This is a genomic window from Corynebacterium silvaticum, from assembly GCF_004382825.2.
GTDB lineage: Bacteria > Actinomycetota > Actinomycetes > Mycobacteriales > Mycobacteriaceae > Corynebacterium > Corynebacterium silvaticum.
The window spans coordinates 20,821-44,276 of sequence record NZ_SDQO02000004.1 but is presented as its reverse complement, the minus strand read 5'-3'; the positions used below and the strand labels follow the sequence as shown (position 1 = coordinate 44,276).

The window sequence follows — 23,456 nt, the reverse complement described above, 5'->3', positions numbered from 1 at the left end:
TATGACCACAGCTCTTGAAGAGCAGAACACGCAGCAGGCGGCTATCGCCGGCCGCGTCGTGCGCGTCATCGGTCCGGTTGTCGACGTGGAATTCCCGCGTGGCGAGTTGCCGGCACTGTTCAACGCGCTGACTGTCGAGGTCACCCTCGAAGCAGTCGCTAAAACCATTACCCTTGAGGTTGCACAGCACCTCGGCGATAACTTGGTTCGTGCCGTGTCCATGGCACCGACCGACGGTCTCGTCCGTGGCGCTGCTGTGATCGACAGCGGTAAGCCGATCTCAGTTCCCGTTGGTGACGTAGTCAAGGGCCACGTCTTCAACGCGCTGGGTGACTGCCTTGACGAGCCAGGTCTTGGCCGTGATGGTGAGCAGTGGGGCATCCACCGCGACCCGCCACCTTTTGACCAGCTTGAAGGTAAGACCGAGATTCTGGAAACCGGCATTAAGGTCATCGACCTGCTGACCCCGTACGTTAAGGGCGGAAAGATCGGCCTGTTCGGTGGCGCTGGCGTGGGTAAGACCGTTCTTATCCAGGAAATGATCACCCGTATCGCTCGCGAGTTCTCCGGTACCTCGGTGTTCGCAGGCGTGGGCGAGCGTACCCGTGAGGGCACTGATCTCTTCCTCGAAATGGAAGAGATGGGCGTTCTTCAGGACACCGCTCTTGTGTTCGGCCAGATGGACGAGCCTCCAGGAGTTCGTATGCGCGTGGCGCTGTCCGGTCTGACCATGGCGGAGTACTTCCGCGATGTGCAGCACCAGGACGTGCTTCTGTTCATCGACAACATCTTCCGTTTCACCCAGGCAGGTTCCGAGGTTTCTACCCTCCTAGGCCGCATGCCTTCTGCCGTGGGTTACCAGCCAACGCTGGCAGACGAGATGGGTGTTCTGCAGGAGCGTATTACCTCCACAAAGGGTAAGTCGATTACGTCTCTCCAGGCCGTTTACGTGCCTGCCGACGACTACACCGACCCAGCTCCGGCTACCACCTTCGCTCACCTCGACGCGACGACGGAGCTCGACCGCGCTATTGCTTCCAAGGGTATTTACCCTGCCGTGAACCCACTGACATCTACGTCTCGTATTCTCGAGCCAGGTGTTGTCGGCGAGCGTCACTACGAGGTAGCTCAGCGCGTTATCCACATCCTGCAGAAGAACAAGGAACTCCAGGACATCATCGCCATCCTTGGTATGGACGAGCTGTCTGAAGAGGACAAGATCACCGTTCAGCGCGCACGTCGCCTTGAGCGTTTCTTGGGCCAGAACTTCTTCGTGGCAGAGAAGTTCACCGGTATCCCAGGTTCTTATGTTCCGCTGGCTCACACCATCGAGGCATTCGAACGTATCTGCAACGGCGACTTTGACCACTACCCAGAGCAGGCCTTCAACGGCTTGGGTGGCTTGGACGACGTCGAGGCTGCGTACAAGAAGATGACCGAGAAGTAGGGGAGGCAAGCACATGGCTGACATCACCGTGGAATTGGTTTCCGTGGAGCGCATGTTGTGGTCTGGTCAGGCCAGCATCGTCACCGCGCAGACCATCGAGGGTGAGATCGGCGTGCTGCCAGGTCATGAGCCCATGCTCGGCCAGTTGGTCGACAATGGTGTTGTGACCATCCGTCCTGTAAACGGCGACAAGCTCATTGCCGCCGTGCAGGGTGGTTTCCTCTCCATCTCCAAGGAAAAGGTCACCATCCTCGCGGAGTATGCAGTATGGGCTGACGAGGTTAACGCCTCAGAGTCTGAGTCCCACCTGCAGGACGACGATGCCATCGAGAAGGCTCGCGCTCAGGCCGAGCTCAAGGCACTTCGTCGCATGAAGCAGTCCTAGGATTAGGGCAGTAGCCCTCCTCACTTAAGTTTTATGGCCTCTCCGATTGATCGGAGAGGCCATAATGCTTTGTATAGTAACTTTCTTATAAGTCTCTTGAGCTGGTAATAGCTTAAAGTTTTTGGTTTAACAAGATACTCAGTTTGTACAGGATTTGAACCGTTGTAGGATATTAAACAAAACTCAGGCGTAGCGCTGTGTGGTAGTGACAGATGTGGAGCGTATGATGTCGGTCGTCCTGTGGATTATCTTGGTGGTCATCGTTCTCGTCATGCTGCTCGCCGCATGGCGTTTTTTGGTTGTCCGGAGTGAAGGCTCGGCGGTTGTGATTAGAAGGCTTCCAGCCGACACCGGGCGCCGTTGGCGGCACGGTTCAATGCGCTACAGGGGCGAGACCCTTGAGTACTTTAAACTGCGTTCCCTGGTTCCCAAGGCAGATCTGATTATTAATCGTCAGGATGTGGATTACATGGGGTCGCGGGAGCTGGACCCCAGTGAGATCCGGCTATTGGCCGATGGTGCGACTGTTCACTCTTTGAAGGTCCGAGGGGTTCGCTATGAGATCGCACTGGATAATGCGTACTCTATGGGACTTGTCTCGTGGTTGGAATCTGCCCCTAGTCGCAGGTTAGAGCGCATGGATCATACGATTCTCCAGAATAAGATTGACCGGAGTAAGCGTCGCGATCGGTGACACGCTAGTCTATGGAACATGCGTTTAGTCATAGCCCGTTGTTCGGTTGATTATATTGGTCGATTAGAAGCACATTTGCCTCTAGCCGACCGTCTTTTAATGGTAAAGGCCGATGGGTCTGTGTCTATTCACGCGGATGATAGGGCGTATAAACCGCTCAACTGGATGACGCCCCCGTGTACTTTGACGGAAACCACTGTCGAAGAGGACGGTGCGAATGTTGCGCTGTGGATCGTAGAAAACAAGAAAGGGGAGCAGCTTCGCATTACCGTCGAGGCTGTTCACTCAGATTTGTACTATGAGCTGGGTGAGGACCCCGGCTTGCAAAAAGACGGCGTAGAGGCTCATTTGCAGGAACTTTTAGCTGAGCACATTGAGACCCTAGGGGAAGGCTATTCTCTTGTGCGTCGGGAGTATCCTACCTCGATCGGACCGGTGGATATTTTGTGCCGGGACTCTGATGGGCTGAACGTTGCCGTAGAGATTAAACGTCGTGGGGGAATCGACGGTGTGGAGCAACTTACGCGCTATTTGGAGTTGCTCAATCGCGATGAACTGCTCGCTCCAGTCACCGGAGTCTTTGCCGCACAGCAAATCAAGCCACAGGCACGGACTTTGGCTGAAGATCGTGGAATCCGATGCGTTGTCCTAGACTATGACAACTTGCGCGGTATTGAATCCCCCGAGCTCAGGTTGTTCTGATGGGCCGACGGAATCGACGCGTTGTCTCCGAGGTCCGTGCGTTACCCAGGGACGGCGCTAGCTTCTATGGAACCCAGGCTGTTGAGGGGCCATCATGGACACATGGTGAGATGTACATGATGCGCCATATGGGTTCGCACGCGGCCACGAAATTTTATGTTTGCCCGGGATGTAACCAGAATATCCCGCCAGGAATAGCCCACATTGTTGCGTGGCCTAAAGATTCCGGGCGCGGGGCCGAGGATCGGCGCCATTGGCACAGGGCGTGCTGGGAACGTCGATAAGCAAAAAGAGCTAGGCGTTAACCTAGCTCTTCAACGTATGGAAGCGGATGTATTTACTTCTGAGGCTGGGTCAGCTCAAGGAGGACTCCGCCTGCATCCTTGGGGTGAACAAAGTTGATGCGAGCGCCGGCGGTACCGGTCTTTGGCTCGGGGTAGAGTAGCCGCACACCTTGCTCGCGGAGGTACGAGCATAGTGCGTCGATGTCACTGGTGCGCAGACACATTTGCTGGAGACCAGGGCCCTTTTTGTCGATGAATTTAGCAATAGTGGATTCTTCATTCAACGGAGCCAACAGCTGAATCATGCCATCAGTTTCTTTGGGGTTCTTGGGACCCACCATAGCTTCAATAACGCCTTGCTCTTCATTGGTCTCCTGGTGATGATTGACCCAACCAAATGCAGAGCGGTAGAACTCGACTGCGACATCCAGATCCGGGACCGCGATTCCGACGTGGTCGAGGCACGTGACGAGCTCATGAGGAATGTCGATGGAGTTGATATCAGTACTCATACTTCCTCATCATAGTGACGTGGGAGATGCCATGTTTAGGTTTAAAATGTGACGTCCTCCATGCGCTATGACATATGCCATGAACTACCTCCTAGAAACTGGTAGCACCACAGACCCGCTCACAGCACTCAAAGTTAGGGAATGCCCTGCGTCTGCACCACCTTAACCGCAGAGCGCAGCGATCCGAGTAGTCTTAGGGGCATGATTCTTGCGTTTTCCGTTGTCCCCACCGAAGTTCCTAATTCTGAAGCTGAGATGTCCCTGGCAGTCTCGCGAGCCGTAAAAGTCGTCCGAGACTCTGGCCTGCCCAATGAAACAAACGCTATGTTCACTCTGATTGAGGGGGAATGGGACGAGGTTATGGAGGTGGTGAAAAAGGCTACCGACGCGGTCCTGGCAGTCTCGCCTCGCGTTGGATTAGTCATCAAAGCCGATATTAGGCCTGGCTACACCGGGCAGATTCGTTCCAAAGTGGAATCTGTGGAGCATCACCTTGCAGAAGGCCTAGAAGGGGCCTAGAAAGCTGCAACATTTGCGCTGGACGGGCACAAACACAACACCGTCATGCGCCACATCTGGCTTCGTGGCATTCTAGAAAAGCTGCTGCAGAAAGAAACTATTAGGAGGATACGTAAGTGACTAATCCGAACTCCACACCGCATCGTTTTGTGGCTGGCGCGATAGATTTGGGTGAGGTGAAGTCGCGCGCGGAGGCACGGCAACAAGCAGCCCAATCACCGAACGGCATCCCGGCAGTAGTCGTGGTTACCCGGGACAACGTTGAGGCAGAAGTGCTGCTGCGCTCTCAACAGGTACCGGTCATCGTTCTCCTAGGGACTGCGCGCAGCCCGGAATCCGAACAACTCAAAGCTGATTTTTCACAGCTTGCAAAGGCCTCGCAGAAGAGCTTCATCTTTGCTTACGTAGATGCAGACTCGACTCCAGACATCGCGCAGATGTTTGGGATTCAAGGCTTGCCGACGGTTGTCGCGCTTGCTGCCGGTCGCCCGCTAGCAAACTTTGAAGGCGGACAGCCTCTCGACGCTCTCAAGCAGTGGACCGACGCTGTGGTCAAAGCCGTAGCAGGCCAGCTAGAGGGATTAGCCCATGACCAAGAAGAGGATGCGTCCGATCCTCGGTTTGATGCAGCGACTGACGCATTGAATAACGGCGACTTTGAATCCGCGATTGCTGTGTATGAGTCGATTCTTGCTCAAGAACCCAAAAATCAGATGGCTCTGCAGGCCCGCGATAATGCACGCTTGCTTGCGCGATTGAACACAGCTCGTGGCGATGTGGATCCGATTGCAGCCGCAGACGCAGACCCACACGACGTTGATTTGGCTTTTGCCGCTGCGGATGCAGAAATCGCTGCGGGCGTTCCTGAGGCGGCATTCGACCGGCTCATCTCCATGGTCAAAGGACGCGATGAAGTCCGGGCTAGGTTATTGGAACTGTTCGCGCTCTTTGATCCCACAGACGCGCGGGTGATTGCAGCGCGGGGAAAGATGGCCAGCGCGTTGTTCTAGGTACACGATATGGGACGTTAAAAGTCAGTCTGCCGCCGCATATGCGGCGGCTTCGTGTTTTTAGCCTATCCAGCGATAAAACTGCCCACTCATCGCAGGAATATGAACCGTGAGGGAGTGCTCGTATCCGTCCCACTCGGTATCCCATGCGGTGATGGTGTGTTCCAGAAGGTTGTTAGCGCCTTCATATACGCCGGCGTCGGTGTTGAGTATGCATTCCCAACGTCCGCCTTCTGGCACCCCCAACTTGTAATGCGGCTGGGAGCTACCGCCAAAGTTAAATACTGCAAGAATCTTTTCTCCGGTAGATCCATATCGGATGAAAGACAAGACGTTGTTGTCTGCATCATTGGACTTAGACCAGCTAAAGCCCTCAGGACCATTGTCCTGGGTATAGAGCGCAGGATTATCTTGGTACACAAAGTTGAGATCGCGGATGAGTTTGATGAGTCCCTCGTGGTACGCGCCTTCCCAACCGACGAGGTTGTCCCAGTCAAGAGAACGACCTTCGGACCATTCCATCACTTGACCGAACTCTTGACCCTGGAACAACAGTTTTTTGCCTGGATGGGCATACATGTAGGCGTAGAGGGTGCGTAGCCCGCTGGCTTTATTCCATGCGTCGCCAGGCATCCGCGTCCACAGTGATCCCTTGCCGTGGACTACTTCATCGTGGCTAAAGGGAAGCACAAAGCGTTCTGAATAGGCATAGACCATGGAGAACGTGATCTCGTTGTGGTGATAAGCCCGGTGTATGGGGTCTAGGGAGAAGTATTCGAGGGTGTCGTTCATCCAGCCCATGTTCCACTTCATGCTAAAACCAAGGCCATTGTGGTCAGTAGGAGTGGTGACTCCGGGCCATGAGGTGGACTCTTCTGCGATGGTAAGAACACCGGGGAACGTCTTATGCACAGTGGCGTTCATTTCTTGCAAGAATTGCACTGCTTCTAGATTCTCTCGGCCCCCATAGATATTGGGCAGCCATTCGCCGGCCTCGCGGGAGTAATCAAGATAGAGCATGGAGGCAACAGCATCCACGCGCAGGCCGTCGACATGGAATTCATCTATCCAATACAGGGCATTAGCTACAAGGAAGTTGCGGACTTCATTGCGCCCAAAATCAAAGACATAGGTGCCCCAATCCTTTTGTTCTCCTCGACGCCAGTCGGGGTGTTCATAGAGAGGCTGGCCGTCGAAGCGCCCGAGAGCAAAGGAGTCTTTGGGGAAATGCGCGGGGACCCAGTCCATGATGACTCCGATACCAGCGCGGTGGAAAGCGTCGATAAGCATGCGAAGCTCATCGGGGGTTCCCCATCGCGACGTGGGAGCATAATAGCCGGAGACTTGGTATCCCCAGGATCCGCCAAAGGGATGCTCGGCGACTGGGAGGAACTCTACGTGGGTGTATCCGAGAGAAGAAACATAGTCGACGAGCTCCGATGCGAGGTCCTTATAGGTTCGATTTTCTCGCCACGAACCCAAGTGGCATTCGTAGATACTCATCGGTTGAGCGGCATGGTCGCGAGTAGCACGCTTGGATATCCAGTCGGCGTCTTGCCACTCATAACCGGAATCCGCGACGATGGAACCCGTAGCAGGGGCTACCTCTGCGTGGCGCGCTAGCGGGTCGGCTTTGTCGATCCGGTGCCCCTCCCGAGTATGAATTGCATACTTGTACACTTCTCCAGCCTGAATGCCAGGGACGAACAGTTCCCAGACACCCGAGTCTCCCAGAGAGCGCATGGGGTACTGATTAGGGTTCCAGCCACAGAAATTGCCAACGACGGCAACGCCCGTGGCATTGGGGGCCCATACGGCAAAGGAGGTGCCTGTGACGTTGCCTAGTTCCGTGCTAAAAGTACGAACGTGCGCGCCTAGGACATCCCAGAGACGTTCGTGCCTTCCTTCTCGGATGAGGTGGATATCTAGTTCCCCCAGAGTAGGAAGGAAATGATAAGGGTCGGCGGTGGTCAACGTCTTGTCTCCGGCCCACGAGACGTTGAGGCGATAATCAGTGGCCAACGATGCGTCTACACTTGCTGCGAAGATATCGTCGCCGATGGGAGATAGTACGTGTGTTGACCCGTCTGTCAGCGTGACTGTGACGGCCTCTGCCCCAAGTTGGCGGGTGCGAATGACGGCGTGGGAGTCGTCGATAGGGTGGCAGCCGTAGACCGCGTGAGGGTCGTGGAATTGGCAATACCGCAGCCGACCGAGAACATCATCGTCGATACGGACGGGATCGGAAGAAGAAATCATGGGGATGGTGGGATCCTTTCAACGATGAGAATTAGTTGGAATAGTCGGTGGGCGTGCGCCAGGAGAGTGCTTCACGTTTGTTTTCATCCACAACGGGAAGCTGCAGGATGTGGGCGACGTCTGCGCAGGGATCTAGCCGGACATAGGTGCGTTTGTTCCAAGGGAATTGAGCACCTGTAACTAAATCTGTGACAGTGAAGTGATCGGTGTCATCACGTCCGATAGCGCTCATGGTGAGGTCCACGGTGGCTGCATGGGCGTGTTCAGGATCCAGATTGATCACCACGAGGATGGCGTCGCCAGACACGGGATCGACTTTGCTATAAGCAATGATGTTGTCATTATCGGTGTTGTGGAAGTCAATAACCCGAAGCTGTTGTAAGGCAGGGTGTGCGCGCCGGATTGCATTGAGCGTGCCAAGGTAGGGCTCGAGGGAATTTCCCTGTTCGAGGGCTGCGGCGAAGTCGCGTGGACGAAGTTCATACTTCTCAGAGTCCAGGTATTCTTCGCTGCCAGCTGAAACTGCCTCGTGCTCATAGAGCTCAAACCCGGAGTACACTCCCCACAGCGGAGACAATGTGGAGGCAAGGGCTGCCCGGATCGCAAACATGGCACGCCCGCCATGCTGCAGGCTCTCATGCAAGATGTCTGGAGTGTTAACAAAAAGATTGGGGCGAGAGGAATCCGCCATCGCGGCTATCTCAGTACCAAACTCTTCCAGCTCAGTCTTGGTGGTACGCCACGTAAAATACGTATAAGACTGGGTGAAGCCAAGCTTGCCAAGCCCATAAAGCCGCGCCGGGCGGGTAAAGGCTTCCGCTAGGAAGATGACCTCAGGATGCGTGTCATGGATGGTACTGATGAGCCATTCCCAGAAGTTGGCAGGTTTTGTATGCGGATTATCAACGCGGAATACCGTCACGCCTTGTGCAATCCAGAACAGAACGATGCGCTTGAGTTCTGCGTAGATAGCCGACTTATTGTTATCAAAATTCAGCGGGTAAATATCCTGATATTTTTTGGGAGGATTTTCTGCATATGCGATTGTGCCGTCGGCAAGCACCGTAAAAAAGTCCTGGTGGGTACGCGCCCAGGGGTGGTCGGGGGCTGCCTGCAACGCGAGATCAAGCGCAATGTTAAGACCGAGTTTCTCGGCTGTGGACACTAAGTCTTGAAAGTCTTTGAGCGTTCCTAGCTGTGGGTGTACTGCGTCGTGTCCGCCGTCAGCGGAACCGATTGCCCATGGCGAGCCGACGTCATCAGACTCAGCGATCAGGGTGTTGTTTTTCCCTTTTCGGTGGATGTAACCAATGGGATGAATAGGAGGGAAATAGACGGTATCAAAGCCCATGGCCGCTACTCGCTTAAGAGCTTGGGCCGTGGTAGAAAACGTGCCGTGCACGGGGGTCCCATCAGCATCCCAGCCCCCAGTAGATCTAGGGAAGAGCTCATACCATGAGCTGAACTGCGCATCGCGGCGTTCTACCAGCACGGTATGGCTTTGTCCTCGGGTAAGCAGCTCCCGTACGGGATGCTCGCGGAGAATGGAATGAATCTCCTTGCTCAGCGCTGGTGCCACGCGAGCCCACAGTGGTTGGCTGGAACGCAGAGAATCAGCCACAGCAAAAAGCTTGTGTGCAGCGGACTTCGGTGCCTGCGCAGCGGCTTTTTCAAAGAGCTGAGCTCCGTGTTCTAAATCATTAAAAAGATCGTCTTCGTCTTGTCCTACCTCAATTTTTGCTATCACCGCATGGCGCCAGGTGCGCATAGGATCGGACCACGCATCGACCTGAAAGCTCCACGTTCCCATCGCATCGGGGACAAAGCTGGAAAACAGCTTGTCTTGGTCGAAGGGAGCGGGGGTCATGATCGTACGAGTCACCTGGCCGCTCGGGGAGGTGACGTTGAGCGTTGCCGACACCGCGTCGTGGCCTTCACACCATACGAGGGCACTCACGGGAATCATCTCTCCGACTACAGCTTTGGAAGGCTGCGATCCTCCCGATATGCGTGGGCGTACGTCTTCGATGGCAAGTCTTCCTGTCACTTCAGCAGTGCTCGCTTCCTGGTGTCGATGGGTTACCTATCTTTAAAGCGTAGTTCACCTGTGTCACTTCCACATGGACAGTGAGAAATCCGTCATGATGGAAGGCATGACAAACGCTGAGATCGAGCCCCGTAACCCTGATCTACTCCTCGACTTTTCCGAGGTGGAATTCAAACGTGGCGGTAAAACATTGGTTGGTCCTGTTGAATGGCAGGTTGAGCTCGATGAGCGATGGGTGATTTTGGGGCCGAATGGCGCCGGAAAAACCACGTTGATTCGCATGGCTGCCGCCGAGGAATTTCCCTCCAAAGGAAAGCTTTGGATTATGGGGGAACAACTCGGTCGGACTGACATGCGCGATCTGCGTGCAATGATTGGTGTCTCCTCGTCCGCTCTGGGCAATCGAATCCCAGCGGATGAAAAAGTGTCTGACCTGGTTATCTCCGCAGGCTATGCGATTTTGGGTCGCTGGCGAGAAGAATATGAAGAGTGGGACCTGGGGCGAGCTACGGAAATTTTAGAGCAAGTCGGCGCCTATCACCTTGCAGATCAAACCTGGGGCACGCTGAGCGAGGGCGAGCGCAAGCGGGTCTTGGTAGCTCGCGCGCTGATGACCAACCCGGAGCTTTTGCTTCTCGACGAACCAACGGTTGGCATGGATCTCGGCGGCAGGGAAGACCTGGTGGCTTATCTTGGCGAGCTCGCGATGGACGCCGATGCACCGGCAATCGTCATGATTACTCACCATGTGGAAGAAGTTCCTCCTGGGTTTACGCATGCTTTGCTTCTCGACGAAGGTGCCGTGGTGGCACAAGGCCTCATTGACGATGTGATCACTAGTGAAAACCTGACGAGGGCGTTCCACCAGCCGATCGCTGTGGATAAGATAGATGGTCGGTATTTTGCCCGACGGCAAAGACGCGCAACGAGGCATCGCAAGTAGACTTGTTGCTAGACCATTCAACAACTGGCGGTAAACAGCAGTAATGCGTTGTTTGTTCACAGGCTACGAGAACGATTGCAGAGCGCATCGTGGGGGTGATCATGCACGAACCTGAGGAGATGTTGGGCCTTGGCGGCGCCAAGCTTGCTGTCACCGTATTGATGGTTCGCGACTCGCCGCTAGGCATGGAAGTGTACGTGCAAGAGCGCGTGTCTTCTATGCCCACGTTCCCCAACACCACCGTTTTCCCTGGCGGTGGCGTTGACGCTCGCGATTTTGAGCTGAGCCATGAAGATGCCCCTTATGACACTTTTGGTGGCCCAAGCCTGATGCATTGGGCCCGAGTGTTAGGAACTAATCGCAATAGAGCCCGAGCGCTACTATTTGCTGCGGTACGCGAACTTTTTGAGGAAACCGGCACCCTTCTTGCCTCGCACGCAGATGGCCGCCCGATTTTGGATGCCACTCCCTATCATTCGCAGCGCTTGGCTTTAGAAAGCCACCGACTTTCCCTCTCCCAGGTGCTAGAACGCAACGGATTGATGCTGCGATCAGAGTTGCTACGCCCCTCGACCAGGTGGGTGAGCCCCGATGAGGACGAACGCCGGTTTGACATGTTTTCCTTCGTCGCTGTCCAACCCCCAGGACAAGAACCGGACGGAAACACCAGTGAGGCGGCATCCACCGGATGGTTTTCCCCCGAGCTCATCTTGGACGGCTGGAGGGCAGGGCTCTTACGCCTAGTCTTTCCCACATGGGCGCAACTATGGACCCTGAACCAGTTCGACTGCGTGACCGACCTGCTCACTCATTTGAGAAAAGCGGATATGAAGCCTTATAAGGGCATCCCTGAGTACGATCCTCTCTACGAAGAGTTTTTCACGTATGTTCCTCCCAAACGTTTTTAAGAAAGATAGCCCTACACGTGAGTTTTCATCCCGCTGAGGTGCGCTTCCTCGTTGCCCACGAGGAAAAAATCGCCGATGCAGAACGACGCCTGACGGCAGACCACCCCATGACCAAAGAAAGCGCCATCAAAGACAGCGCTTTCTTCCGTTCCGAATTTGGCGACTACGGACGTGCAGTGATGGAACTGGTGAGTTCCCGATCTGCGGCTAAAGGAAAACTTCCTAGCCAGTGGCTTATGTGCCACGAATCAGCACAGCAAGCAACTCCACTCGTGGTAGCCCAACGCAGGGCTGAAAGGATTGCTGCGCATTGTCCCCAGGGGCTGGTCCACGATGTCACGTGTTCGATTGGCGCCGAGGGGGCCGCGCTTATCGACGCCGGGGTGGGCTATCACGGCAGCGATCTCGATCAGGCCCGCTTGTTGATGGCCCAGTCTAACGAGCCGCGTGCTCTCTACTCGCGAGCAGACGCCCTCAGGCCGGCGTCGACAAGCGAAAGCTTCATTGTGGCCGATCCCGCGCGCCGGGCCGGTGGCCGAAGAATCACTTCTCCGACGCAACTCATTCCGCCACTTCCCAGTCTCGTAGAGACCTGGCAGGGGCATGAGCTGTCTATCAAATGCGCCCCGGGCCTTGACTTCTCAGAGTGGGACGGACTCGTGAGCGTGGCAAGCGTGAACGGGGGGGAGTAAAAGAGGCCTGCTTATACACAGCAGGATTGAGCGATGGAGAAACTCGCGAGGCGCTTCTCATAACCACATCGAAAACAGAAGACCTCACCGATAGTCATCGCGTAGACAAAATTACTGATCTTATGCCTTCCGATGTCGGCGCGGACGCCCCAGGGAAATATCTCATCGACCCCGACGGTGCGGTGGTGAGATCAGGGCTGGTACGCCATTATGCCCGGCGCGAGGGACTGTGGATGCTAGATGAGCGGATCGCATACCTGACGGGTGATGTGATTCCAGAGGGACGCAGTGGTTTTGCTTTTGTGGAATCCGTACCGTTGAAAAAGCTCAAAGCTGCATTAAAAAAGCACGATTGTGGAAGCCTAGAGATCCTTGTACGCGGAGTAGACGTGGACCCGGATGTACTAAGAAAGAAGCTCGGACTTAAAGGCAAGCGGCCCATGGCGGTGTTGTGTACTCGCATCGGTTCTCAAGGAGTTGGGCTTATTTGTGAGGCCCGTGAGTGCGCAGATGAACCACCCCGTACTTTTGTGCACTAGACTTGCCCAAGGTGTGCGTCGTCGAGACGCGAGATAAAACAAGAGACTGTTTCGATTTTCGGTAGGGACGTCACCTCGACTCCTGCCCTGAGAGAAGAAAAGAAGGGATGACACCGATGCCCGCAATCGTGGCTCTGGTCAAAAATGTTCCCGATACGTGGTCAACAAAGAAGCTTGAGAGTGATTTCACCCTTGATCGCGTCAACGTTGATTCTGTGATCGATGAGATTAACGAGTACGCGGTGGAACAAGCGCTGCGGCTTAAAGAGTCCAATCCAGATGCTGGTTATACGGTAGTCGCCCTTTCCGCCGGCCCGGCAGGCTCCGAGGAAGCATTGCGCAAGGCGCTCGCTATGGGAGCCGATCAGGCGATTCTTCTCTCGGATGACGCGCTCGCGGGCTCTGATGTTTTGGGAACCGCATGGGCACTAAATAACGCAATTAACCAGATCCCAGATGTCGCGCTCATCGTTGCAGGCTCCGCCTCTTCCGACGGCGCTATGGGAGCAGTTCCCGGAATACTCAGCGAATATCGTCAGCAGCCCGCTCTCACCAGCATGCGTGAGATTACCCTGTCGGGGAACACCATCAGCGGTATCAGGGAGACCTATGACGGTGACTTCGCTCTTGAAACAACGCTTCCTGCGATCGTGGCTGTCACAGAAAAAGCGGATAAGCCTCGATTCCCTAACTTCAAGGGCATCATGGCTGCTAAAAAGGCCGAAATTCAGCAGTTTAACTTGGTGTCCATAGGAGTCGCCCCAGAACACGTGGGGCTTGCACATGCCGCCACCGCTGTTACCGCAGCCACGGAGCGCTCGGCCCGCCAAGGTGGCGACGTGATCAACACCGACCCACGCACAGCAGCCGCTGCTATCGCAGACTTCCTAGCCGCTGAGAAGCTCATCTAAACAAAGGAGAAGAACAGACAATGTCAACTGTTTACGTACTTGTCGAACACGCCGATGGACAGGTTCTTCCCGCAACAGGAGAGCTTTTCACCGCTGCACGAGTGCTTGGCGACGTCACGGCCGTCGTCGTAGGCACCCCGGGGACTCATGAACCGCTCGTGTCTAAGCTGGCCGAGCTTGGCGCCAGCTCCATCGTTGCGGCGCAGGCCGCCGACGTGGATTCTCGCATCGTGATCCCGCAGGCAGATGCGCTGTCGATGCTTGCAGCAGCCGCGCCGGGTCCGATTCTTTTGGACGCAGGGGTCCACGGTAATGAAATCGCGGGACGCCTTGCTGCGCGCCTTGCCTCTGGCGTGTTGTGCGATGTGGTCGGAATTAACCCCGATAGGACCGCGCATCTTTCTGTGTTTGGCGATACTGTCGACGTGTCCGCTGCAGTCGGGGGAGCAAGCCCGATTTACACATTGCGTCCCGGAAGCGTGGAGGCTGTGCCTGCTCCGGCAGCTGGAACCGTATCTGTCATGGAGATCCCCACGGCAGCTGTGAAAGACGTAAAAGTAACCTCCTTTACTCCAGCGGTTAAGGGTGACCGCCCGGATCTGACCAGCGCGAAGGTCGTCGTGGCAGGCGGCCGCGGAGTGGAATCTGCGGAGAACTTTGGTTCTATCGTCGAGCCGCTTGCCGACGCTCTCGGCGGGGCTGTGGGTGCTACCCGCGATGCTGTTGACCTGGGGTATTACTCGGCGCAGTACCAGATCGGGCAAACAGGCGTTACCGTCTCTCCCGATGTTTACATTGGCCTCGGCATCTCTGGCGCTATTCAGCACACGTCTGGAATGCAGACTTCTAAGAAGATTATCGTCATCAACAATGATGAGGATGCTCCGTTCTTCTCCATCGCAGACCTAGGTGTGGTGGGAGATATTCATGAAATCACCCCGCTGCTTGTCCAGGAGATTGCTCAGCGGAAAGCCTAGAAATACGGCTGTGATTCACAGTATGCCGAGTCTTGTACCACAGGGACTCGGCATATTTTTGTGTCAACAGGGAACCGGCTTTCTACCCGGAGTGCAGCGCCGAGTAGAATCAGCCCCCATGCAGTCGAGTTATTTTGATCATGCCGCAACCACGCCAATCCGCAAGGTTGCGCGAGACGCTTGGCTAGACAATGCTCATCTGGTTAATCCAGCAAGCCAATATGGTTCGGGGCGTGCGGCGCGGAGCGTCCTTGACACCGCGCGTGAGGAAATCGCTGAGTTGCTCGGGTGCGAGCCCATTGAGGTCCTATTCACTGGTTCCGGTACAGAGTCGGACAACATCGGTGTTGCAGGGCTATGGCAGGCCAGTTCTCTTCGCAGGATCGTTAGTACGGGAATAGAACACCCGGCGGTTCTTGAGACGCTGAAATATCTTGAGGCGCGTGGAGCCAACGTAGACATGCTTCCTATCGGAACAGACGGGATTATCTCGGATCTTTCGGCGTTGGAAGAACCCGCTGCTGTGGCCGCGGTGATGTGGGCGAATAACGAGACTGGGGCGATACAGCCGATCCACAACGTGGCTTCATCTGCTGCCGCTGCCGGCACGCCTCTCCATGTTGATGCAGTGCAAGTGGTTGGGCATCTTCCCGTGAATTTTCATGAGCTTGGGGCGACCACACTTGCGGCGAGTGCCCACAAATTTGGTGGGCCTCGGGGCGTTGGTGTGTTGTTGGCGCGACGCTCGCCTGCTCCTCGTCCTATTTTCCATGGTGGTGGGCAAGAACGCGGTATCAGATCTGGAACCGTGGATGTGGCTGGGGCTGCGGCTACAGCTGCGGCTTTGTCTGAAGCAGTAGCCGAGATGGAGCAGGAACAACGCAGAGTGACAGCATTGCGCAACGAGCTTCGCAGTCGCATCCTAGAAACGATCGATAACGTTGTGGTGCACACCCCCCACGATGCATTGCCAGGGCACCTTCACATGTCTTTCCCTGGAGCAGAAGGCGACAGCCTCATTATGCTTCTGGATTCGTTTGGTTTGGAAGCATCCACTGGCTCAGCATGTTCAAACGGGGTGAACAGGGCCAGCCATGTTCTTTTGGCCGCAGGGGTGGAAGAAAAAATTGCACGCAGCACCATTCGCTTTACTCTTGGCCGGACAACGGAGGAGGCGGACGTCGAGAAGCTTGTACAACAGCTACCCGACGTCGTCAGGCGTGCGCGTTTAGCAGGTATGGCTTAGGCGGCTGGCGGGTCGAAGCGAGGTGTTCCTGCGGCCATGAAACTACGAGTCCAGGCATCGTCCTTGTAGTGGGCAGGCACTCCACCTCCTAGCAAGGAACGCGTTATGTGTTGCGTCGCTGTAAGATCTGGGAGCGGAGAGTCCGTGCCAATCAGTATGAGGTTTCCGTACCTGCGACCTTTGAGCATTGCGGGATCTGAGATGCAAGCGACGTGCGTAAAGACCTCTGCCATGCCTTTGAGCTCGGCCTGAGCGCCCCGGAGATCGGAGTGATCTCCGCAGTTGGCTACGTAAAGCCCTCCTGGTGCAAGGCTGCGGTGGCACTGGCGGAAAAACTCGACGGTTGTCAGCGGGAGCGGAGTGGAATCGCCAGCGAAGACATCTCTGATAATCACATCTCGGCTTGCATCGGCAAAAGAATTGGTCACCTCTCTGGCCTCACCCACGCGGATCTTTAACAACGGTGCGCGGGGAAGATCGAACCATACGCGAGCCAATCGAGCTAGCTCGCCATCCAATTCCACTACGGTATTCCGCGACTTAGGGTATTGGTGAGCTAAATAGCGAGCCATCGTGCAGGCCCCGCCGCCTAAATGGGTGACTCTGAGCGCAGTCGGCGACGCATGTGCGGTGACAAACCACTCCACTGCTGCGGCAATCCACCGCATGTACTCGTACTCAAGCCTGCTTGGGTCTTCGCATATATGGCTCGACGGTACTCCGTTGACGTAGACCTCCCAAGCACGAGACATGAAAGAATCTGGTCGAAGTTCCATGGTTCCCGTAGACGTGGGATAAACCCCTGCTACGGGACCATTGCTAGCGTTGCTATCCGGGTGAGACCCGACCGCCTTTTTCCTACCTATGAGCGATAAGGTTACAGTGCCTATGCTGAGCGGACGGGAATAAGACTAAGATAGCTCCGTTGAACAAGTAGCGGGCATGTTCGGCGCTGAGGACAATATAAGGAGTACAGGGAATCACATGCGAGTTCTTGCAGCGATGAGTGGCGGAGTGGATTCAGCGGTGGCAGCAGCGCGAGCTGTCGCAGCAGGCCACGAGGTAGTAGGCGTTCACCTTGCGCTCTCGCAGGATCCGCAAACGGTACGGGAATCTTCTCGGGGGTGCTGCTCATTGGAGGATTCTGCGGATGCCCGCAGGGTATGCGACAAACTGGGAATCCCTTTTTATGTGTGGGATTTTTCGGATCGCTTTAAAGAAGACGTGATTGATGACTTCATCTCCGCCTACGAAGCGGGAGAAACACCAAATCCGTGCCTTAGATGTAATGAAAAGATCAAGTTTGCTGCGTTGCTTGAACGCGGGATCGCTTTGGGCTTTGATGCCGTAGTAACTGGTCATTATGCCCAGCTCACCCAGCCCGCAGATGGCGGTGACGGCTATTTACGCCGTGCTATTGACCCGGAAAAAGATCAGTCGTATGTGCTTGGCGTGCTCAGCGAGAAAGAAATCGCTCATTGCATGTTCCCCGTGGGCGATACCGTTAAGCCCAAGATTCGCGAAGAAGCAGCAGCTCAGGGCTTTTCTGTGGCAAAAAAGCCGGATTCCTATGATATTTGCTTCATTCCTGACGGCAATACGCAGGCGTTCCTGGGCCGGCACATTGGCCTTAGGCCGGGCATGATCGTGGATACAGAGGGGCAGCCTCTGAAAGAGCACGACGGCGCCTGGAACTACACCATCGGTCAACGCAAAGGACTTGATATTAAGCAACCTGCAGTGGACGGAAAACCACGCTATGTCACTGATATTGATGCTGCCACGGGGACAGTAACCGTGGGATCGCGTGAGGACCTTTCGGTGAGCCGGATTTATGCTGATCGCTTGAAGTATCTCCATCCAGCCCTTAGCGGAGAGTTCTCCGCAGAGGTTCAAGTTCGGGCGCATGGCTCCGTGGTGCCCTGTCAGGTGAGCGTCGATTCGCACAACGATACGATGACGATCACCCTGCACAAGCCGTTGTCTGGCGTGGCTCGTGGTCAAGCCGCGGTGATCTACTTGCCGGATGCCGGCGGAGACATCGTGCTTGGGTCCGGGACAATTTACAGCACCCAGAAGTCCACCGGCACGTGCCTCAACAGTGCCTAACTGCGGAGAGATTTTCTATGGCAACATTCGCTTTAGGTCCTATGCCTGGTACGAGCATTATCGATGCTGCAGATGTTATTGCGGGCGAAACGGGGGACATGAGAGCGCTCCCGCAGCTTCCCAGTCGCGGGTTGGGATCCGATGCGGTCGGCCGGACATGTACGTTGATGCCCGATCTTCCGGTAGAAAAAGGGCCGAGGTCCTGGCGTCTGAGCGCGCGACCGCAACTGCTTACTCACCGGATCTGGGATCGCATGGAAGAAGACCTGGACCACATGCAGGAACAGTGGGGAAGCGCCCCTGCGCTCAAAGCGCAAGTGCTGGGCCCTTGGACCTTGGCGACTCATATGGAATTGCCCAATGGGCATCGAGCTGTCACTGATTCGGGTGCACTGAGAGACATCACAGAGGCTCTGACACATGGAGTGAGGGAACACGTATCCGACTTACATAAGCGTTTCGACGCTCGCATCCGCATACAGATCGATGAACCAGTGCTTTCTGCATTACGCCGTGGGGAGATCCAGGGCACGAGTGATTTTGATACGATCCCAGCCGTTCACCCCAAAGATCTAGGGGAACGGCTTGCCGGCATTGCAGAAGCGGTGCGTGGCGAGAACGTAGACCTGGTGTTACTCAACGAGACCGGCAGGGAACCCAATGTGGACGTTGCTGTTCTTGCAGCGGTAGATCAAATCCTCATCTCTCCTACTCGCGTTAAAGGAACGAGGCTTCTCGACGCCTTCGGGGAAGCACTTGCGTCGGGAATGCGCGCTGGCTTAGGGCTTTATGGCGCTCACGCCCGCGATCTTGCTATCGCTGTGGCCAGATTCTACGACGAACTCGGTATAGAGCGTCATGCCTTGGCACACGCCGACATAACCCAATCTGCTCCTAGGATTGACACAACTCTCGTGGATGTGGCCCATGATTTGGCCACGTTGCGGGAGGTCGAGGAGATTCTGCAGCGCGACGCAGGCGATCTTTAGTCTTAGCGGGCTAGCGGAGGCGTTCAGCCCTGCATCGGCCAGGACGTATTGACAGAGGATGCGTCTTTGCCTTTGCCCTCAAAAAAGTTTTTGAGGTTTGCCTGAAACTCATAGTATTCGACGGCTTGGAATTCCATGAGCTCGTTGAGGGATTTTTGCGAAATCTCCTCTTTGAAGTTTCGATTTGCTTGGACCCACGCTATGCGTGCCGCTGCTAGTGCATCGGAGGTAGCCTCATGGGCATTATCTAAACGCACGTTGTAGTGCTGGCAGAGATCTGTGAGCGTGCGCTTGCCTCGACGGAACCGGTCGAGGGCCTTATCCATGACGTAAGGGTCAAACACTGGGCCGGTAACAACAAAATCACCAGTGAGCTTTCTTAGCACCGTGAGGTCATACGCAGCGTTATAAACAATGAGCGTAAGCCCGTCAGCCCACGCCTGTTGGATGGCGGCTACGGTTTCCTGTAGCACTTCTTCATGCGGGCGTCCGTGTTCGCGTGCATATTCCGTGGTGATGCCGTGAACCTTTGCGGCTTCCTCGGGGATTTCTATTCCAGGGTCTGCCAGAAGTTCCTGTGGGTGGGCACCATTGCTGTCGATCTTGACGAGTGCAGAGGACACGATGCGAGCTTCATGGGGATTCGCAGAGGTGGTCTCAAGATCAAAGCTTAAGACTTTCATGGGATCAAAGACAGCAACATTGGGGTCAAGAGAGTTCATGACTCACACCCTAGACAATCCCTTCAACGCGCGGTGTAACCCGGTGGCTCATGAGCGATGAAGGGCTGTATATGGGTCAGAAGCCGCTGAAGTTAAGTACCAACGATAAACTAGCTAGCGTGACTGATTCCAATATCGAACTCCGCAGACAATGGGACGAACTCGCCGAGCAAGTACGGTATCACCGTGATGCGTATTACAACGGCACACCTGAGATCAGTGACCAAGACTTTGATGCACTGTTTCGGACACTCCAAAGGCTTGAAGAGGAACACCCCGAGCTCGCAGTCCCAGACAGCCCTACGCTAGAAGTCGGAGCCCCTGTGGCTTTAGGCTCTAGTTTTAATAACGTAGAGCACCTGGAACGTCTCATGAGCTTGGATAACGTGTTTGACGCTGCGGAGCTTTCCGACTGGCTCCAAAGAACTCCGGCGCAGTCTTATCTTACCGAGCTAAAGATCGACGGACTCTCACTGGATCTCATCTACCGTGAGGGGAAATTATGGCGTGCGGCTACCCGGGGCGACGGTCGGATAGGCGAAGACGTCACGGAAAACGCAAAAGTGATTGCGGATGTGCCGCATCAGCTTAGCGAAAACGCAGAGTTCCCTGTTCCCGAACTCTTGGAAGTTCGAGGCGAAGTGTTCATCGCTGTAGAAGACTTTGCTGCGGTTAACGAGCAACGTCAATTAGAGGGGGGAAAGCCCTTTGCCAATCCGCGCAACGCCGCTGCCGGCTCATTGAGGCAAAAAGACGTTGAGGCCGTGAAAAAACGCCGGCTTCGGATGATCTGTCATGGGCTTGGTGCAACGCAGGGCTTTACCCCAGCGTCGCAGTATCACGCATACGAGGCGTTGGCGGCGTGGGGATTGCCTGTGTCTCCCTATACCGAACTGGTTCACTCGGCAGCAGAGGTACAGGAAAAGGTTCTTTATTGGGCGGAACATCGTCACGACGCAGCCCATGAGATGGACGGTGTTGTGGTCAAGGTGGACAGCATCTCAGAGCAGCGGGCATTGGGTGCTACAGCCAGAGCCCCTCGCTGGGCTATCGCCTACAAATATCCGCCAGAAGAAGTCACCACGGAACTTTTAGACATTCAGGTGGGAGTAGGAAGGACCGGACGAGTTACTCCCTTCGCTGTTATGCGCCCCGTCTTTGTTGCCGGATCTACTGTGTCCATGGCAACGCTGCACAACCAAACGGAAGTAAAGCGTAAAGGTGTCCTCATAGGAGACACCGTGGTGATCCGCAAGGCAGGCGAGGTGATCCCAGAGGTCCTTGGACCGGTAGCAGAAAAGCGAGATGGGACTGAACGCGAGTTCATTTTCCCCACGTTGTGCCCTACCTGCGGCACCCGACTCGCCCCACAAAAAGAAGACGATGCGGACTGGCGCTGTCCCAATTCGCAGTCATGTCCGGCCCAGCTCAGCGCACGTTTAACCTATCTTGCAGGACGCGGCGCCTTTGACATTGAGGCTTTGGGGGAAAAAGCGGCAGAGGATCTTATCCGGACGGGCGTGCTTATCGACGAAGCCGGGTTGTTCGACCTCACAGAAGAAGATCTGCTGAAGACTCGTGTGTACACGACTGAGAAGAAGACGTTGAACGCGACTGGTTCCAAGCTTCTGGCCAACTTAGAGCAATCGAAAAAAGCTGACCTCTGGCGGGTGCTTGTTGCATTATCTATTAGGCACGTTGGCCCCACCGCTGCCCGAGCCCTAGCCGCCCGTTATCACTCTATGGACGCATTGCGCGCAGCCAGCGCGGAAGAAATTGCTGATACCGAAGGCGTGGGTGCCATCATCGCACAAAGCTTCAAGGATTGGTTTGAGGTCGATTGGCACGTTCACATCGTAGAACAGTGGGCACGAGCCGGCGTGACTATGGCCGAAGAGACCTCTCAACTACCGGAGCAGACGCTGGCGGGCATGACCGTTGTTGTTACTGGTTCTTTGGAAGGCTTTAGTCGCGATTCTGCCAAAGAAGCCATTATTAGCCGTGGCGGTAAGGCATCGACATCGGTATCTAAAAAAACCGACTATGTTGTTGTCGGAGAAAACGCTGGTTCTAAGGAAACCAAAGCACGAGAACTCGGACTCATCATTCTCGATGAAGCTGGGTTTATCCGACTACTAGAAAACGGATCGGTATAACCGCTAGGTGTAGAGAGCAGCGAGGGAGGTGCTCTCTACACCTGTTTTATTTATTCAGAATTCTGCCGAGGAGCGTTCCCAGGTTTCCTAGGTGTTCTACCTCGCTGCTGAGGTAATCTGGGCCGCCCACGCGCCCGATGACAAGCACAAGGTTGGTCCCGATGAGCGGGGCTGCAGCAAGCGAGGAATCCAGGAGCCCCCACGACTGTGGGATCCACGGCTCGGACTCGGGAATGAGTGTGCGCGCTTGTTCAATGGGGACTATGTCAGGGCTGGAACCGTCGTCTTCAGGGGCGGCAATAGAAGCGGTGACGCGCGTGACTCCGCCGTGGACGTCGAGAAGCACTGCCCACGTTGAAGTAAGCGCCTGCGGCATATTGTTAACGAGTTTTGCCAGAGAATCAGAATGTGTATTAGCTCCGGCAACTGATGCCAGCATTGCGATTTGCCCACGACGATCAACGCGGCCGGAAAACGGGCGAATGGAATCGACGTCTACGCCCTCTACCTCGTGCGCGGCAGTGATCAAAGCATCCGCCATCGTGCCTGCAGGAAGCTCGACCACCATGTCGTCCATGACGGTGCCGTCGGGAAAAGACTCGACGACGTCTACGGAGGAAATATTGCCATCGACAAGCCCAATGGCCTCTGCTAAACGTCCGAGGCTACCTGGTGCATCGGGGATATGAACACGAATGAGGTAGGACATGAACAATCATCGCCTTTCTAGGGCGCAGCTCCGTTAACAACATAAGTCCGACACTGCGGACAGGGAGGATTCGGAAAATACCTATCAAATACTAGGCGCCGATAATAATACGTTGTCTATGTTATGCGATGGCCTTCTAGGGGACACTATTCACAATGTTTATCGATTCTATGAGGGAAATTCCTATTAATCCTGCGCTATGGAAAACCGGTGAATGAAATGTCTTAAGGCGCATGGGGAAAGCCACAAGCGGTTTCCTGGGGATAGTACGGTGCAGATGCTGAAGTAGAGGAGCTGTGCAGTAGTATGTTTAAGAATGACAATGACCTCGTGCTGACAGAGCATGGCATGGAGATTTACACGTTTTAATTAGCACCCAATGTGAGAAGGATCGACGAAAAGTGCCTGAGATTTCGCGCGATGAAGTCGCACACCTGGCCAAGTTGTCGCGCTTGGCGTTGACTGACGAAGAACTCGACCGCTTTGCAGCGCAAATTGACGGCATCATCGGTAACGTGAGCGCTGTTCAAAAAGTCGCTGCAGAGGGTGTAGAGCCGATGAGCCACCCGCACTCGATTAAGACCACCATGCGTGAAGACGTAATTGAACAGATTATGACTCCAGAGCAGGCTCTTGATCAGGCTCCGGCTGTTGACCAACAGCGCTTCGTCGTTCCACAGATTCTAGGGGAGTAGT

Annotated in this window: 22 protein-coding genes and 1 pseudogene; 17 read left to right on the top strand and 6 right to left on the bottom strand. The window is 55.2% G+C overall.

All coding sequences use genetic code 11. From position 1 onward, the window contains the following. The first annotated feature begins 1 nt into the window (after position 1). The 5 genes from atpD (at position 2) to ET810_RS10030 (ending at position 3,512) form a co-directional block, all read left to right on the top strand. Positions 2-1,447, top strand: a complete 1,446-nt coding sequence (gene atpD / locus ET810_RS10050) for a F0F1 ATP synthase subunit beta (protein WP_013911278.1) — start codon at positions 2-4, stop codon at positions 1,445-1,447. Positions 1,448-1,460: 13 nt separating this feature from the next. Next, positions 1,461-1,832 (top strand): F0F1 ATP synthase subunit epsilon, encoded by a 372-nt coding sequence (locus ET810_RS10045; protein ID WP_087453804.1) that lies wholly within the window; start codon positions 1,461-1,463, stop codon positions 1,830-1,832. A gap of 199 nt (positions 1,833-2,031) precedes the next feature. Continuing rightward, positions 2,032-2,526 (top strand): DUF2550 domain-containing protein, encoded by a 495-nt coding sequence (locus tag ET810_RS10040; RefSeq protein ID WP_087453805.1) that lies wholly within the window; start codon positions 2,032-2,034, stop codon positions 2,524-2,526. A gap of 18 nt (positions 2,527-2,544) precedes the next feature. Next, entirely contained in the window at positions 2,545-3,228 is a 684-nt protein-coding gene (gene nucS / locus ET810_RS10035) for an endonuclease NucS (RefSeq protein ID WP_087453806.1), read from the top strand. After that, on the top strand, positions 3,228-3,512 hold the full coding sequence (locus tag ET810_RS10030) for a hypothetical protein (RefSeq protein ID WP_087453807.1): 285 nt from the start codon (positions 3,228-3,230) through the stop codon (positions 3,510-3,512). Before nucS ends, ET810_RS10030 begins: the two co-directional genes overlap by 1 nt. Positions 3,513-3,565: 53 nt before the next feature. Here ET810_RS10030 and mce read toward each other — a convergent pair whose 3' ends face one another. Further along, positions 3,566-4,024, bottom strand: a complete 459-nt coding sequence (mce, locus tag ET810_RS10025; protein WP_087453808.1) for a methylmalonyl-CoA epimerase — start codon at positions 4,022-4,024, stop codon at positions 3,566-3,568. Between the two features lie 201 nt (positions 4,025-4,225). On the opposite strand from mce, the gene ET810_RS10020 reads away from it, so the two are divergent. Together ET810_RS10020 and ET810_RS10015 are read left to right on the top strand one after the other, a co-directional pair. Beyond that, positions 4,226-4,543 carry a thiamine-binding protein gene (locus ET810_RS10020; protein ID WP_087453809.1) on the top strand — a complete coding sequence of 106 codons (318 nt, stop codon included), beginning with the start codon at positions 4,226-4,228 and terminating at the stop codon, positions 4,541-4,543. Between the two features lie 116 nt (positions 4,544-4,659). Further along, on the top strand, positions 4,660-5,553 hold the full coding sequence (locus ET810_RS10015; protein WP_087453810.1) for a tetratricopeptide repeat protein: 894 nt from the start codon (positions 4,660-4,662) through the stop codon (positions 5,551-5,553). Between the two features lie 60 nt (positions 5,554-5,613). Here the strand turns inward: ET810_RS10015 and glgB are convergent, their stop codons facing one another. Both glgB and ET810_RS10005 read right to left on the bottom strand, forming a co-directional pair. Then, positions 5,614-7,812 carry a 1,4-alpha-glucan branching protein GlgB gene (gene glgB, locus ET810_RS10010; RefSeq protein ID WP_087453811.1) on the bottom strand — a complete coding sequence of 733 codons (2,199 nt, stop codon included), beginning with the start codon at positions 7,810-7,812 and terminating at the stop codon, positions 5,614-5,616. Between the two features lie 31 nt (positions 7,813-7,843). Beyond that, complete coding sequence (locus ET810_RS10005) at positions 7,844-9,859, bottom strand: alpha-1,4-glucan--maltose-1-phosphate maltosyltransferase (protein WP_134316000.1); 2,016 nt, start codon at positions 9,857-9,859, stop codon at positions 7,844-7,846. 94 nt (positions 9,860-9,953) lie between these two features. On the opposite strand from ET810_RS10005, the gene ET810_RS10000 reads away from it, so the two are divergent. The 6 genes and pseudogenes from ET810_RS10000 to ET810_RS09975 all read left to right on the top strand — a co-directional run bounded on the left by ET810_RS10000 (position 9,954) and on the right by ET810_RS09975 (position 16,075). Beyond that, the gene (locus ET810_RS10000) at positions 9,954-10,802 is read left to right on the top strand and encodes an ABC transporter ATP-binding protein (protein WP_087454863.1); all 849 of its coding nucleotides are present in this window, start codon (positions 9,954-9,956) and stop codon (positions 10,800-10,802) included. 101 nt (positions 10,803-10,903) lie between these two features. Continuing rightward, complete coding sequence (locus ET810_RS09995; protein ID WP_087454864.1) at positions 10,904-11,710, top strand: NUDIX hydrolase; 807 nt, start codon at positions 10,904-10,906, stop codon at positions 11,708-11,710. A gap of 17 nt (positions 11,711-11,727) precedes the next feature. Continuing rightward, a pseudogene (locus tag ET810_RS09990) lies at positions 11,728-12,941 on the top strand (THUMP-like domain-containing protein). 116 nt (positions 12,942-13,057) lie between these two features. Beyond that, a complete protein-coding gene (locus tag ET810_RS09985) occupies positions 13,058-13,852 on the top strand; it encodes an electron transfer flavoprotein subunit beta/FixA family protein (RefSeq protein ID WP_087453813.1) in 795 nt (264 codons plus the stop codon). 20 nt (positions 13,853-13,872) lie between these two features. Further along, positions 13,873-14,829: an electron transfer flavoprotein subunit alpha/FixB family protein gene (locus tag ET810_RS09980; RefSeq protein WP_087453814.1), complete on the top strand. Its 957-nt coding sequence runs from the start codon at positions 13,873-13,875 to the stop codon at positions 14,827-14,829. A 118-nt stretch (positions 14,830-14,947) separates the two neighbouring features. Next, positions 14,948-16,075 (top strand): cysteine desulfurase family protein, encoded by a 1,128-nt coding sequence (locus ET810_RS09975; RefSeq protein WP_087453815.1) that lies wholly within the window; start codon positions 14,948-14,950, stop codon positions 16,073-16,075. Here the strand turns inward: ET810_RS09975 and ET810_RS09970 are convergent. Then, entirely contained in the window at positions 16,072-16,941 is an 870-nt protein-coding gene (locus ET810_RS09970) for a spermidine synthase (protein WP_087453816.1), read from the bottom strand. The genes ET810_RS09975 and ET810_RS09970 overlap by 4 nt on opposite strands. 118 nt (positions 16,942-17,059) lie before the next feature. Here ET810_RS09970 and mnmA point away from each other — a divergent pair, with 118 nt between their 5' ends. Both mnmA and ET810_RS09960 read left to right on the top strand, forming a co-directional pair. Continuing rightward, on the top strand, positions 17,060-18,184 hold the full coding sequence (gene mnmA / locus ET810_RS09965; RefSeq protein WP_087453817.1) for a tRNA 2-thiouridine(34) synthase MnmA: 1,125 nt from the start codon (positions 17,060-17,062) through the stop codon (positions 18,182-18,184). Between the two features lie 17 nt (positions 18,185-18,201). Beyond that, positions 18,202-19,173, top strand: coding sequence for a uroporphyrinogen decarboxylase/cobalamine-independent methonine synthase family protein (locus ET810_RS09960; RefSeq protein ID WP_087453818.1), 972 nt, complete (start codon positions 18,202-18,204; stop codon positions 19,171-19,173). A gap of 23 nt (positions 19,174-19,196) precedes the next feature. Here the strand turns inward: ET810_RS09960 and ET810_RS09955 are convergent, their stop codons facing one another. Continuing rightward, positions 19,197-19,895 carry a 3'-5' exonuclease gene (locus ET810_RS09955; RefSeq protein WP_087453819.1) on the bottom strand — a complete coding sequence of 233 codons (699 nt, stop codon included), beginning with the start codon at positions 19,893-19,895 and terminating at the stop codon, positions 19,197-19,199. A gap of 71 nt (positions 19,896-19,966) precedes the next feature. On the opposite strand from ET810_RS09955, the gene ligA reads away from it, so the two are divergent. Continuing rightward, positions 19,967-22,051 (top strand): NAD-dependent DNA ligase LigA, encoded by a 2,085-nt coding sequence (gene ligA / locus ET810_RS09950; protein ID WP_216605379.1) that lies wholly within the window; start codon positions 19,967-19,969, stop codon positions 22,049-22,051. 46 nt (positions 22,052-22,097) lie between these two features. On the opposite strand, the gene ET810_RS09945 is transcribed toward ligA, so the two are convergent. Beyond that, positions 22,098-22,760 (bottom strand): ACT domain-containing protein, encoded by a 663-nt coding sequence (locus tag ET810_RS09945; protein WP_134315998.1) that lies wholly within the window; start codon positions 22,758-22,760, stop codon positions 22,098-22,100. Between the two features lie 401 nt (positions 22,761-23,161). Here ET810_RS09945 and gatC point away from each other — a divergent pair, with 401 nt between their 5' ends. After that, positions 23,162-23,455: an Asp-tRNA(Asn)/Glu-tRNA(Gln) amidotransferase subunit GatC gene (gene gatC, locus ET810_RS09940; RefSeq protein WP_013911300.1), complete on the top strand. Its 294-nt coding sequence runs from the start codon at positions 23,162-23,164 to the stop codon at positions 23,453-23,455. Position 23,456: the final 1 nt, after the last annotated feature.